At 71.3% G+C, this 12,920-nt stretch carries 9 protein-coding genes and 1 pseudogene; 4 read left to right on the top strand and 6 right to left on the bottom strand.

Translation table 11 applies throughout. The annotated features are described in order from the left end of the window. The first annotated feature begins 31 nt into the window (after positions 1-31). On the top strand, positions 32-1,537 hold the full coding sequence (locus tag ACIPUC_RS08670; RefSeq protein ID WP_446587775.1) for a hypothetical protein: 1,506 nt from the start codon (positions 32-34) through the stop codon (positions 1,535-1,537). Here the strand turns inward: ACIPUC_RS08670 and ACIPUC_RS08665 are convergent. Then, a complete protein-coding gene (locus ACIPUC_RS08665) occupies positions 1,524-2,474 on the bottom strand; it encodes an endonuclease/exonuclease/phosphatase family protein (protein WP_446587774.1) in 951 nt (316 codons plus the stop codon). The two genes, ACIPUC_RS08670 and ACIPUC_RS08665, sit on opposite strands and share 14 nt — an antisense overlap. 25 nt (positions 2,475-2,499) lie before the next feature. After that, on the bottom strand, positions 2,500-3,252 hold the full coding sequence (locus ACIPUC_RS08660) for a class I SAM-dependent methyltransferase (RefSeq protein WP_446587772.1): 753 nt from the start codon (positions 3,250-3,252) through the stop codon (positions 2,500-2,502). A gap of 249 nt (positions 3,253-3,501) precedes the next feature. On the opposite strand from ACIPUC_RS08660, the gene ACIPUC_RS08655 reads away from it, so the two are divergent. Continuing rightward, on the top strand, positions 3,502-4,461 hold the full coding sequence (locus tag ACIPUC_RS08655; protein ID WP_446587770.1) for an aldo/keto reductase: 960 nt from the start codon (positions 3,502-3,504) through the stop codon (positions 4,459-4,461). Positions 4,462-4,672: 211 nt separating this feature from the next. On the opposite strand, the gene ACIPUC_RS08650 is transcribed toward ACIPUC_RS08655, so the two are convergent. Continuing rightward, positions 4,673-5,149: a hypothetical protein gene (locus tag ACIPUC_RS08650; protein WP_446587768.1), complete on the bottom strand. Its 477-nt coding sequence runs from the start codon at positions 5,147-5,149 to the stop codon at positions 4,673-4,675. 1,281 nt (positions 5,150-6,430) lie between these two features. Next, positions 6,431-7,210: pseudogene (locus ACIPUC_RS08645) on the bottom strand (maleylpyruvate isomerase family mycothiol-dependent enzyme); the annotation flags it as partial. 140 nt (positions 7,211-7,350) lie between these two features. Here ACIPUC_RS08645 and ACIPUC_RS08640 point away from each other — a divergent pair. Beyond that, the gene (locus tag ACIPUC_RS08640; protein ID WP_446587766.1) at positions 7,351-8,862 is read left to right on the top strand and encodes an alpha/beta hydrolase; all 1,512 of its coding nucleotides are present in this window, start codon (positions 7,351-7,353) and stop codon (positions 8,860-8,862) included. Positions 8,863-9,025: 163 nt separating this feature from the next. Next, positions 9,026-9,748, top strand: a complete 723-nt coding sequence (locus tag ACIPUC_RS08635; protein WP_446587764.1) for a helix-turn-helix domain-containing protein — start codon at positions 9,026-9,028, stop codon at positions 9,746-9,748. A 61-nt stretch (positions 9,749-9,809) separates the two neighbouring features. Here the strand turns inward: ACIPUC_RS08635 and ACIPUC_RS08630 are convergent, their stop codons facing one another. Beyond that, positions 9,810-11,315 (bottom strand): nucleobase:cation symporter-2 family protein, encoded by a 1,506-nt coding sequence (locus tag ACIPUC_RS08630; RefSeq protein ID WP_446587762.1) that lies wholly within the window; start codon positions 11,313-11,315, stop codon positions 9,810-9,812. A 293-nt stretch (positions 11,316-11,608) separates the two neighbouring features. Next, positions 11,609-12,913: an MFS transporter gene (locus tag ACIPUC_RS08625; RefSeq protein ID WP_446587760.1), complete on the bottom strand. Its 1,305-nt coding sequence runs from the start codon at positions 12,911-12,913 to the stop codon at positions 11,609-11,611. Positions 12,914-12,920 lie beyond the last annotated feature (7 nt).

Raw genomic sequence — 12,920 nt, 5'->3', positions numbered from 1 at the left:
GCCGGGCCGTCGAGAAGAATGGATTGCGAGCATGTCCAACACAGCCAAGAACGCGCGCCGCGTCATCACGGGCGTGGACGCCTCCGGGCCGGTTCCCGTCGAGTACCGGTTCTCCCACGCCAAGAACGGCAGCCGCCACCTCGTCGTCGTGTTCGCCAACCTCAACGCGCCCGGTGACTACGGGATGGGCGGCGGAATCCTCGACAACGTCCGCGCGAACATCCTGTGGATCCGCGACTCCTTCGACGGGGCGAACAGCTACTACCTGTGCAAGGGGATGGATTTCGGCGTCGAGCAGTCGGTGGCCGGGCTCATCGCCCGCGTGGCGAACGCGCTCTCGCTGACACCCGACCAGTGCACGATGTTCGGCAGTTCCAAGGGCGGCAGCGCGGCGCTGCACTTCGGCCTGAAGTACGGCTACAAGAACATCATCGCCAGCGTGCCCCAGTTCCGGATCGGCACGTTCGTCGTCAGTGCCATGGCGGATTCCGCCCGGGCGATGATGGGGGAGGTGACGGAGGACAAGGTGCGCTTCCTCGACTCGGTCCTTCCCGAGGTGGTGCGCGGCAGTGCCAATCGCTCGGCCAACATCTACGTGATCTCTTCGCCCCAGGACCGGCAGTTCGCGATCCACATCGAGCCGTTCCTCGGACTGTTCCAGGGCTACGAGAACTTCAACTTCATCTTCAACGACTCTCCGCTGATCTCCGGCCACGACAAGGTGACGACGCGGAACATCCCTTCCATGGTCGGGCTGTTGAACCTCGTCACCCACGGGATCGTCCCCCGGATCGGCGCCGTCCGCAACGGCCGCGAGGAGCCGCAGCGCGACACGTCCGGGATCGACGGGTACCTCAAGGCGACGTCCCAAGTGCGGGGGGACGACTTCCCGGCGCCGGTGGTGCTGATGCCGGCGGCGGAGGAGCGGCTGCCGGCGCGCGCGGTCCGGTTCGTGGGGTCCGCTCCGGGTGCGGTGCGGGTCAGCATCTGGGAGAACGGCACGTTCCAGGGATCCCCACCGGTCGCCCCCGACGGCAGCTGGAGCTGGGAGCGGGAGAAGCCCTGGGCCAAGGGGCGGCACGTGGTGCGGCTCTTCGGAGTGGACGCGAACAACTTCCACTCCGGACGCAGCGAGGTGGTGTTCACCGCCACCGACGAGCCCTTCGCGCCGTCGCAGGCTCCCGCTCCGGCCGGGGCGGGAGCGCAGGCGCCGGCCCGGCCGCCCGTCCTGTCCGTCACGTCCCCGGTTCCCCAGCAGCAGGTGCAGGGCCCGGCGGTGCGCTTCACGGGGTTCGCTCCGGGCGCGGTGCGGGTGGACTTCCAGGAGCGCGGCACGGGCCTGGGCACGTGCGAGGTGACGGCCGACGGTGCCTGGGCCTGGGATCCGGGCTGGGCCTGGAACGAGGGCGACCACGTGGTCGAGGCCGTGGCGGTGGACGCGGCGGGCAACGCCTCCGCCTGGGCCGCCGTCCCCTTCGTCGTGATGAACGCCTACATCGTGCCGGCCCAGGGCGGCTACACCGCTACGAGGTACTGAGCTCCGGGGCGGCCGTGACGTGGGGGGCGGGACGGCTCACCCGCATCACCAGGGCCCGGTGGTCGGAGGTCTTGGTCTCCACGACCTGGCACCCGGTCCGCGGCAGCGTCGTGAACAGGTAGTCGATCTTCGCCCCGTCCTGGTGGGTGCGGCGTCCCGCCCGGGAGTCGCCCTTCTGGTCGCACTCCCGCCACGTGGTGTAGGCCTCGGCCGGCCAGAGCCACGCGGTGGTGCTCCCGCCGACCGGCGGCGGCGAGTTGAAATCACCGCCGATGATCGTACGGTCGCCCTCGGCCGCGGCCGCGAAGAGCGAGCGGAGCTGCTCGTCCCGGAAGTCCCAGTCGGGGTGCACGGTATCGGTGCCGCGCAGCGCGACGTGCCCGTTGCACACCCGGACCCCCTGGGCCGGGACCTGGGCGCAGAGGAACCGCCGGTGCACCCCCGCCGTCGGCTGCTGCGTCGGTACGGCCTGCACCCCGGTGAGCGGGGACGCCGCCAGCAGGCCGGAGCCGGCCTGCCCCCTGCCCTCACCCGTGCAGCTGACGGGAGTGCTGCGGCCCGCCTCGTCCACGCTGACGTAGGGATCGAACTCGCTGTGCCAGTCCCTGCCCAGACGCCGGGCGGCCGACTGCAGGTCCTCGGAGCACACTTCCTGCAGGAGCATGACGCGTACCCCGCGCCCCTCGGCCAGGGCGCGCAGCTGCTGGAACTTGTCGTCGGGGCTGCCCTTGTCCTCGCAGCCCCACTGCTCGACACCGCACATGTTCCATGTGGCCACGGACAGCGTGTCCGGTGTGACCTGGGGAGCGAGCGCCGACGGCACCGAGGCGGTGGGCGCGGACGTGCAGGCCGCGGCGGTCAGCAGACCGAGGGCCGCCGCCACGCTGCCGAAGCGGCGCGATCGTCGGCGTATCCCGGTCTCGGTGTGTCTGTGCATCCCGCCATCATTGAGTACGGGCCGGTCAGGCGGTGCATCGGGGTGAGCGGAACAGTGCCGTCCACAGGAAGGGCTCGCCGAAGAGCGGGGACCCGTCCGGTTCGTCCCGCATGCGGCGCAGCTCGACCTCCGTGAGGTCGGCGAAGATCCAGCGCAGCGACTCCGGCGTGTAGGCGAGGCCGCCGTGCAGGCCGGCCTGCCGGTAGAAGTCCGCGTCGGGCAGCTCCGAGCCCATCCCGCCGGCCGCGAAGCAGGTGAGGGCGAGGTGGCCGCCGGGTGCGAGGCACCGCTCGAGGAGGCCGAGGTAGCTGATGCGGCGGTGCGGCGGCAGGTGGTGGAAGCAGCCGGAGTCGTAGATCAGGTCGTAGGGGCCGCTCAACTCGGACCCGGCGAGGGCGAAGGCGTCGCCGCAGTGGAAGCGGACGTCGGCCCCCGCCTCACGGGCCCGGTCCTCGGCCCAGGCGATGGCCGCCGGTGACAGGTCGACGGCGTCGACCTCGAAGCCCAGGGAGGCGAGCCGCAGTGCGTTGCGGCCCGGCCCGCAGCCCAGGTCGAGGGCGCGGCCCGGGGCGATCAGTCCGCGGTCGAGGTACGAGACCAGGCTTTCGTCGGGCTTCGCCACGAAGAAGGGCACGGGCTTCGAGCGGTCGGCGTAGAAGCCGTCCCACCAGGAGGCCGCCTCGGCCGTCCAGCGGTCGGCCTCCGGCGCGAACAGGCCGTCCAGGAGGTCCAGTACGTCTTCCACCGTGCGGATGTGCCGGCCCGCGTTCTGGTTCATCAAGTCCCCTTTCCCGAGGGGATAATCGTAGGCATGAGAAGAGGGAAAGCCCAGCTCAGAGGCGATTTCGGACGGGCGGCGCGGCCCTCTGGCGGGCTTCTGGCGGCCTTCGGGCAGGGCCGTGCACCGGCCCCCTTCCCGTGGGGGCGTTCGCGTGTTCAGGCGCCCGCCGGGGGCCCTCCCGGGGGCGGTCCGGGCGCTCCCGAGCCATGTTTCCGAGCGGAAGGCACCCCATAGAGTGGGGGTGTGGTGACGAACAAGAGTGCGGGCGCGAGTGGTGACCGGGTGCTGTACGGGTGCATGGGACTGGGCGGGAGCTGGGAGCCCGGTCCGTACGGACCCGCGGACATCGACGCCGCCGAGGCGGCGATCGGTGCGGCCCTCGACAGCGGGATCACCGCCTTCGACCACGCCGACATCTATCGCGGCGGCAAGGCCGAGGCCGTCTTCGGCGAGGTGCTCGCGCGGACGCCGGGGCTGCGCGAGCGCATCACCCTCCAGACCAAGTGCGGGATCCGGCTGGCCGGCAAGGACGGCCCGGGCCTGTACGACCTGCGCGGGCCGAGCATCACGCGGCGCGTGGAGGAGAGCCTGGCCCGGCTGCGGACCGATGTGATCGACGTGCTGCTCCTGCACCGCCCCGACCCCCTGGCGGACGCCGACGAGATCGCCTCGGCGCTGACGTCCCTGCACCGGCAGGGCCTCGTACGGCACTTCGGGGTGTCCAACATGGGGGCCGCGCAGATCGCCTCGCTCCAGGCCCGGCTCGACGTCCCGCTGGTGGCGAACCAGCTGGAGATGAGCCTGCACAGCCGGGACTGGGTCGAGGCCGGGGTCCTGCTCAACACCCCCGAATCCGCGCGCAACGGGTTCCCGTTCGGGACGCTGGAGCACTGCCGCGACCACGGCATCCGCCTCCAGGCCTGGGGAGCGCTGGCACAGGGACGCTTCACCGGCCGCCAGCAGACGGCAGCCGAACGGGCCACCGCCGAGCTCCTCGCCGAGCTCGCCCGGGGCAAGGGCACGACACCCGAATCCGTGCTGCTGTGGTGGCTGAGCCGGCACCCGGCCGGCATCGCCCCGGTCATCGGCACCGCCAGCCCCGAGCGGATCCGCGCCTGCCGCGACGCGGCGGTCCGAGAGCCCGACCTCACGCACGAGGAGTGGTACGAGCTGTGGGTCACGGCCAGGGGCGTCCCGCTGCCTTAGAGGTCCTGGCAAAGGCGTTGGACGTGGCGGTGGGTGATGAGGCAGGTGGCAAGGCCGAGGAAGGCCTCGTGAACCGTATCCGCGGTCACCGAGCAGGGCGTCGGGTCGGTTGCGTGGCCGTCCGACCAGGCCGGCGACCGCCCGGTCCTGTTCGACCTTCCACAGCTGCTGCCGCTGGGAGTGCGCCGAGTGCTGATGCCTCGCTCGCTGGTCAGTGTCGAGGGGCGGGACTGCTGACGACTTCCGCCAGTTCGCCGGCGGCCTCGGGGGTCAGACGGTAGAACCCCTGGAGGCTGATCGATCTTTCGAGACGACCATCCACCACGTACTTCAGCCCGCGGGTCTGCCCTCGGCGGTTCCGCCAGGCAAGCCTCGCAAGCAGTTCACCGGAGATGGGGACATCGAAGCGTACGGGCGTCGCGTCCACGTGCACTGCCTGGGCCCCACAGCCGCCAGCGCCGAGCATCGACCAGTCGTCGTGCCCGGGATACGCAGGGTCGTCCCAGGCGGCGGGGGCTATGCCGCAGCAGTCGCGGCGCTCCGCGTCAATTACTTGCATCTGGCTCACCACGAACACTTCGCGTTGGTTGACGTGCAGCGCGTATACCTCGTCCCCAGCACGGGCCCCCGTCCACGCTGGCAGGGAGGAGTGAGCACCACTGAAGGCGACCGGCGGTCGCTCGCCCACACGCGGAAACTCACGCGCCGTTCGAATCCATTGGTGGGCTCCGCCGCCTCCCCACTGGATCCCGGTATGCAGTACGAACAGGATCCCGCTTTAGGCAGGGAAACCCCTCGCCGCGCTCCCGTGTCCAGGAACGCACGATGTGCCCGCCCTGGGGCCCGTCCTCGACCAGCACTGGTGGAGACGCAGTATTCCCAGGCTGCGGTATTTCCTGGTTGAGCACGATGACGCTCTGGTGTCGGGCGGGTGGAGGTCGCGGCGGGGGCGCTGACCATGTGGGCTGCAACTGACACCGAAGCAAGCCGGTCCCCCTCGCCCATAGGCGAGGGGGACGGCAGAGTCCAGTTCGGTTGAGCTCGTCGGTCGGGGCCGGGGCCTCGCTTGAGGCTCTTCTACGCCATCAGGGTCATGCCATACCTGGGAGGCCCGTGCACAACGTTGCGCAGCCGGTCAGGGAGAGCAATAGGCGGTGGCCCGACCAGTGAGGGTGGCTCCGGTGAAGTTTTCCAACAACACGCGCCACGCTCCGGGCCCGAATTGGTGAGAGCCGGTCGGTGTGAGTCCGTTACTGGACCAACCGCCGCTGACTGCTTGCTGGCCAGCAGGGCACGTAGCCACGGATTCCCCTACCCCCCCTGCAGGAACGGTGACCTGGTTCCCCTCTACCGGAGTGATGTTGACGGAGCCTGCCGGTCCGGGCGGTCCGGGCGGTCCTGCCTGTCCGGGCGGTCCTGCCGGCCCGACGCCGCTGTTCGTCTGCGTGGCACTCTGACTGCAGTTGACGGTCTGGGTCCCGGTGAAGGTGTGACCTTGGCCGACCTGCCCCGAAGGGAAGCACGCGAGGGTGATCGACGGGGTACCGAGGAGCGACAAGAGCGAACCGTCGTCCGCGTGGGCGCTCCCAGCGCCGAGGCAGGCCATGACCACCGCGACAACTGAACTCGTCGCGCTGATCCTCTTTGTGAGCTTCACCCTGGCATCCTTCCGGAATTTTCTCGAACGCATCACACCCGAAAGGATGCCGAGCCAACCCAGGCCGCAAGCACGTAGCGCCGGTGACACCACGGCCTTCCACCCATTTGGCAGCAGCAGGCCGCGTCTGAAGTATTCACAGCTTCCATCGCTCGGAATACCTGCGACAGGGTCGGACGAGTGCACGCATTTTGCTCAGGGCTAACAAAGGCGTTGGACGGGGCGGTGGGTGATGAGGCAGATGGCAAGGCCGAGGAAGGCCTCGTGAATGTCGTCGCGTCGTTCCACCGGATGCGTAGCCGGCGGAAGCCGTGGCTCCCAGGCGCGGAGCAGGTCGATCAGCCCTGCGTCCCCGTCGATCCGCAGGGAGTCCGCCGGGACGCGGTCGTAGATGAAGAGGACCAGCTCGCCGGCCGTGCCACGGACAGAGACGCCGACTGCGTCCGGGCCCTCGCCGGAAGCGGTGGCGGGGAGACGGGCGGACCGTGCGCCGTCGCCGTCGACCGTGAGGCGCCAGGAGCGGCCCTCGGTGGCGTGGAAGTCGAAGGCAGCGGGCTTGTGCGGCCAGGCGCTGGTCGTCGCGACGCAGGTGGACAGGAACTCGTCGACACCGTCGAGTGCCGCCTCGTCCGCCAGCGCCTGCGGGGCGCCCAGGGCGACCTGGGCGTCGTAGGTGTGCACCGCGATCTCCTGGAGCTGGTGCCGGGCGACGGCGCCGCAGGTCCGCGGCGACTGCGAGTCACCCCACCACGTCCAGCAACCGCGATCCGGGCCGGCCTTCCGCAGTGCGTCCAGGAGCAGTCGTGTCGATGCGGCCGACCAGGCCAGCAGGGCCTCGCGCTCCCGGGGCGCCGCCCCGGCGCGCTCGGCAGCTGCCTCGGCAGGGGGAGCGGCGGCAGGCCCCGCGGAGACGGTGGCGGCCCAGAACCGGCGCCCCTGGCCCAGATGCTGCGCCAGATCGAACAGCGTCCACTCGGGTCAGGTCGGCACCTGCACGTAGAGGCTGGGCGCGGAGGCGACCGCGGCGCGGAAGGTGGTCGACCGTTCGTCGATCAGCCGCAGCAGGTCGGGGAAGTCCAGGGTGTTTTCCACTCCGGTTGTCTATCAGTGTGCTCCGGCAACCGGACAGCGATTTTACGGCCGATGCGGCGGGCACCCTGGGGATAGCCCCACCCGGGGACGGCCTGCTTGCCGGATGGGTGCGCGAGGCGGGATCAACAAGGCTTGCCCCCATGACCACTTACTCGCGCAAGGCGCTGCTGCTCGCGCTCTCCGCCGCCACCGCGGCCACCGGCCTGGCCGTGACCACCGCCGCCCCCGCGGCCGCCCGCACCGCGCCGGACGCCCCGGCACTCACCTGGCATCCCTGTGCCAAGCCGGGCGGTCCCGCCGCGCAGGAGTGCGCCGAACTGCCCGTCCCGCTCGACTACTCCGACCCCGGCGGCCCGCAGATCACCGTCGCCGTCTCCCGCATCCCCAGCGACCGGCCGCACGCCCGGCGCGGCTCCCTCGTCGTGATCCCCGGCGGCCCGGGCGGATCCGGCGTCCAGCGGCTCACGCAGAAGGGCGCCGCACTGCAGAAGGAACTGGCCGGGGCGTACGACCTCGTCGCCCTCGATCCGCGCGGAGTGGGCGGCAGCACCACGGCGAGCTGTGGACTCGAACCCGGGGACCGGTACATGACCAGCCTGCGGTCATGGCCGGGCCCGAACGGCGAGATCACCGAGAACGCCGCGCGCTCCCGCCGCACCGCGGAGGCATGCGCCCGCAACGGCGGCCCCGTGCTGCGCAGTTTCACCACCGTCAACCAGGCCCGCGACATCGACCGCTTCCGGGAGGCGCTCGGCGAGCGCAAGCTCTCCGCCTGGGGAGTCTCGTACGGGACGTACGTGGGGGCCGTGTACGCGCAGAAGTACCCGCAGCGCACCGACCGCTGGGTCCTCGACAGCAGCGGAGACCCCGACCCCCAGCGGGTCGCCCGCGGCTGGCTGGCCAACATGGCGCAGGGCGCGGAGGACCGCTTCCCCGACTTCGCGGCCTGGGCGGCCCACCCCGACCGGGACACGGACGGACTGCGGCTGGCCGCGACCCCGCGGGAGGTGGAGCCGCTCGTGCTCTCGCTCGCGGCCTCGCTGGACCGGACGCCGCGCGCGTCCACGGCCCCGGGGGTGCCGCTGACCGGCAACGGCCTGCGCCAGGCCCTGCAGAACGCGCTCTACAGCGACTCCTCCTTCGCCCCCTTCGCCCGGCTCGTCCAGGCGGCCCAGGACCCGGCGCGGATCCCCGCGCTCCCGCCGGAGCTCGCGCAGCCCATCCGCGACCAGGACGCCGCGATCATGGTCGGCGTCATCTGCAACGACGTGGCGTGGCCCCGTACGCCCATGGCCGCGTACCGGCGCGCGGTCGACGCGGACCGCGTCCGGCACCCGCTCACGGCCGGACTGCCGGTGAACGTGCTGCCCTGCTCCTTCTGGAAGACCGGCCCGGCCGAGCAGCCGACCCGGATCACCGACGAGGGGCCGTCCAACATCCTCATGGTCCAGAGCCGCCGGGATCCGGCGACCCCGTACTCCGGCGGCCTCAAGATGCGCGAGGCGCTGGGCGGGCGGGCCCGCCTGGTCACGGTCGAGCAGGGCGGCCACGGGGTGTACCTCGGCAACGGCAACGCCTGCGGCGACCGTACCGTCACCGCCTTCCTCACCACCGGTGAGCGTCCGGCCGGCGATGCCTACTGCGCCAACTGACCTTGATTGCCTGGTACACGGGAAGTGGAGCCTTGGAATTGAAGGGTTCGGGGCGGTTACGCCCCGCTGAACATCTGTTACTGTGCCCGCACTTGGTGTTCATCCATCAATCCGTCTCCCCTCCGGCGCCGAGCGCCCGAGGGTGTTGCGAGGTGTCTCGTACGTGTACAGCACTCCGTTCTCCCCCGCGCAGGCCAGGTCCGCGCGCGCCCGCATGGGCCTGACCGCGGCCCAGGTGGCCCACTCGATGGCCACCTGCGGGACCCCCGTCCACCCCGACCTGGTGGTGGCCTGGGAGCAGGGCTCCCACATCCCCTCCGACCGGCAGCTCTTCGCCCTGGCCGACGTGCTGTGGTGCGATGTCGTGACGCTCATGGGCGTCGAGCCGCGGACCCTCGCCGAACACCGGCTGGCCGGCCGGCTCACGGTGGAGCGGCTGGCGTACCGCATAGGCATGGACCCCTCCGAGTACCGCGCGGCCGAGGCGGCGCGGCGGTGGGACGGGGACGCCTGGCAGACCAGGGCACTGGTGGAAGCCCTCGGGCTGTCGCTGCGCAAGCTCATCGGGATCATGGGCCGGGTGGACGAGTTGGCGGAGCACCTGCGATCGGCCGTGGACGGGCGGTGGAAGGTGCACGTGGAACCGGTCGCGGAGATCGTGGTGGTGGACGCGACCAGCGTGGGCGATGCCCTGCAGACCATGCACGCGGAGTTCTCCGCGTTCTCCGAGCGGTACATGGGCCACCTGGTCGCCCGCAACGCGGACGCCAGGCTCAAGGAGGTCGCGGCGGAGCGCGCCGCGTACCTGCGCCGACTCGTGGACCACTTCTGGGAGTTGATCGGCGAGGAGGGCGACGCCGCGCCCTTCCCCGCGGGGGGCCGGTGACGCGGCGGTACCGGGACGCGGGCCGGGAGGCCGCGGATCTTCCGCCCGGCCCGCGGCCGGTTCAGCGGGCGGCCGTTCCCAGGTGCGGACCCGTGGCATCGCGGCCCCGGCCGAAGTCGTGGCGGGAGTCCTGGCCGAAGTCGTGGCCGGGGTCCTGGCCGTAGTCCTCGCCGTAGTCGTCCCCGTGCTCCTCCCAGTCGATCTCCATCGTGGAGCGGCTGGTGAACACGTTGAAGAGCAGGTTCAGCGTGATCGCCGTCAGAGCGCCCAGCGTGATCCCGCTGTTGAGCACCGCCCTGACGTCGTCCGGCATCCGGTCGAAGAACGGCGCGACCGTCGTGGGCAGCAGGGCGGCGCCCAGACTCACCGCCAGGATCAGGGTGTTGCGCTCCTCGCGCAGATCGGCCTTCCCCAGGATCTGGATGCCGACCGCGGCGACGATGCCGAACATGGAGAGCGCGGCGCCGCCCAGCACCGGATGCGGAACCGAGGCGACCAGGCTGCCCGCCTTCGGCAGCAGTCCCAGTACCACCATGAACACACCGGCCGCGACGACCACGTACCGGCTCATCACCTTCGACATGCGCACGAGCCCGATGTTCTCGGCGAACGCCACGTACGGGAAGGAGTTGAGGACGCCGCCGAGTACGGTCGCCACGCCGTCGGCGCGCAGCGCCCGGGCCACGGTGTCCGCGCCGACCCGCTTGCCGGTGATCTCGCCTATGGCGTACACGTCCCCGGTGGTCTCCACCATGGTGATCAGGATGACGACGAGCATCGCGATGATCGGCAGCAGCTCGAACCGCGGCGTGCCGAAGTGGAACGGGGTGGTGACGCCGAACCAGGCGGTCTCCCGCACCGCGGCGAAGTCGGCGTCCCCGAAGAGCCAGGCCACCGCCGTACCGACGACGAGCCCGAGCAGGACGGCGAGGCTGCTGAGGAACGGCTTGCCGATCCGGACCATGGCCAGGATGAACAGCAGGGTGCCCAGCGCGTACGCGAGGTTCTTCGGATCCCCGTACGCGGGCGTGCCGATGAGGTGCGCGCCGCCGGCCGCGTCCTGGAGGGCCACCGGGATCAGGGTGATGCCGATGATGGTGAGGATCGTGCCTATGACGACCGGCGGGAAGTACTTCACCAGCTTGCTGAAGAGCGGTGCGAAGGCGAACGTGGCCATGCCCGCCGTGATCACCGCCCCGTAGACGACGAGCAGGCCGGCGGTGCCGCCGCCCGCCCCCGTACCGATGGCGATCATGGGCGAGACCGCGGTGAAGGTGACGCCCTGGACCAGCGGCAGCCTCGCGCCGATCTTCCAGACGCCGAGGGCCTGGATGATCGAGGCCACGCCGCAGGTCAGCAGGTCCGCGTTGATGAGGTGGACGAGTTCCTCGCGGGAAAGGCCCAGGGCGTTGCCCAGCAGGACCGGGACGATGACGGCCGCCGCGTAGAAGGCGAGGACGTGCTGGAAGCCGTAGAGGGCGAGCTTGGGGGCCGGGAGCAGCTCGTCGACGGGATGAGGCCGGTGCCGGGAGGACTGCCGGGGGGACTGTCGGGAGATTCGTGCCATCTCTGCCTTGCCTTCGCGAGGTAGGTGAATGAGAGGGCCGCCGCCATCGGGTCCCGGGTGACAGGACGAGGGCAGGCCGGCTCGTACCGAGCCGACGCCGGGCGGTGTTGCCGACACCACGTCGCTCTAGTGCTGCGCAATGAATCCTGGATTGGCAGGACTTCCTTCGATCGATGCAGCGAATCCGTCTGTGATCAATGGATCCGAAGGGGGACTCGATCGGGGGCGCTCACCATAGCCAAAGGCCGTGGTTCCTCGCGAGTAACCTCCAGCCGCCGCGCTGACGCACGGCCCTACGGCGCCGCGGCCGCGGTCTCCGCCTCCGGCTCGGCCTTCCCGGACGCCCGGCGGCGCAGCGCGTCCTCGTCGGTGTCCGCGTCGTACGAGATCAGCTTCGGCAGCAGCGCCGCGAGCACGGCCACCGACGCCACGCAGGCCAGACCGCCGCTCCAGAAGGCCGTCCGGGTGCCGGTCCAGCCGGCCATCGTGCCCGCCCGTACCTGGCCGAGCTGCGGGCCGACGCTGTACGAGAGCACCTCGATCCCGGCGAGCCGCCCCCGCAGCCCCTCGGGGATCGTCTGGTTCCAGATCGTGGCCCGCCCCAGTCCGCTGAGCATGTCGCCGGCGCCCGCCACCGCGAGGCACAGCAGCACCAGCCAGACGCTCGGGAACCAGCCCGCGGCCGCGACCGCCAGCCCCCACACCGCGGCTCCGCACACCACCAGGAGCCCGTGCCGGCGTACCCGCGAGGTCCAGCCGCTCGTCATCCCCAGGACCAGGGAGCCCACCGCGCCCGCCGCGTACATCAGGCCGAGGGCCCACTCCGCGTCGAGCTCGTCCGCGAGGAACGGGTAGATCGCGTTCGGGAACGCGAAGAACATCGCCGCGAGGTCGACGGCGTACGTGCCGAGCAGCACCGGACGGCTCCACGCGTAGCGCGCGCCCTCGGCGATCCCGCGCAGCGAGGGGCGCTCGGCGTCCCCCGCGGCCGGAGCCGGCGCGAGCCGCAGGCACAGCAGTACCGAGGCCAGGAATCCGGCGACGGTGACCGAGTAGGCCGAGGCGTACCCGGCGTACGCGACGACCAGGCCGGCCAGCGCCGGACCCGCGATGGCGCCGAACTGGTAGCGCAGCCCGTTGAGCGCGGCGGCGGCCGTCAGCTGGTCGTGCGGCACGATGCGCGCCATCAGCGAGTCCAGGGCCGGCCGCTGGAGCCCGGTCAGCGCCGACACACCGGCCGCCACCACGTACAGCGGCCACAGCAGCGGGCTCGGCAGCAGCGCGTTCACCAGCAGCACCAGCGCGAGCAGCCCGAGCCCGGCCTCGGTGAGCAGGATCAGCCGACGCCGGTCGACGGCGTCGGCGAGCGCGCCCCCGTACAGCCCGCAGACCACCAGCGGTACGAGTTCCACCGCGCCCATCGCACCGACGGCCAGCGGCGAGTCGGTCAGGTGTTTGATCTGGAGCGGCAGCGCGATCATCGCCATGAACGAGCCGAAGAACGTGACCGTGCCCTGGTAGAACAGCAGCCGGAAATCGCGGCTGGAACGCCACGGCGAGAAGTCGGGCAGCACGGCGGCCCAGCGGGAGGTACTCACGAGGGGT

It is taken from the genome of Streptomyces sp. LARHCF249, from assembly GCF_052871255.1.
Note: the sequence above shows the minus strand (reverse complement) of the source record. Positions and strands in the feature narration are given on the sequence as shown.

Excerpts from the sequence above, each read along its gene's own strand:
- ACIPUC_RS08640 (WP_446587766.1), top strand. The coding sequence starts at position 7,351 with ATGACCACTTACTCGCGCAAGGCGCTGCTGCTCGCGCTCTCCGCCGCC.
- ACIPUC_RS08630 (WP_446587762.1), bottom strand. The coding sequence starts at position 11,315 with ATGGCACGAATCTCCCGACAGTCCCCCCGGCAGTCCTCCCGGCACCGG.
- ACIPUC_RS08660 (WP_446587772.1), bottom strand. The coding sequence starts at position 3,252 with ATGAACCAGAACGCGGGCCGGCACATCCGCACGGTGGAAGACGTACTG.
- ACIPUC_RS08665 (WP_446587774.1), bottom strand. The coding sequence starts at position 2,474 with ATGCACAGACACACCGAGACCGGGATACGCCGACGATCGCGCCGCTTC.
- ACIPUC_RS08670 (WP_446587775.1), top strand. The coding sequence starts at position 32 with ATGTCCAACACAGCCAAGAACGCGCGCCGCGTCATCACGGGCGTGGAC.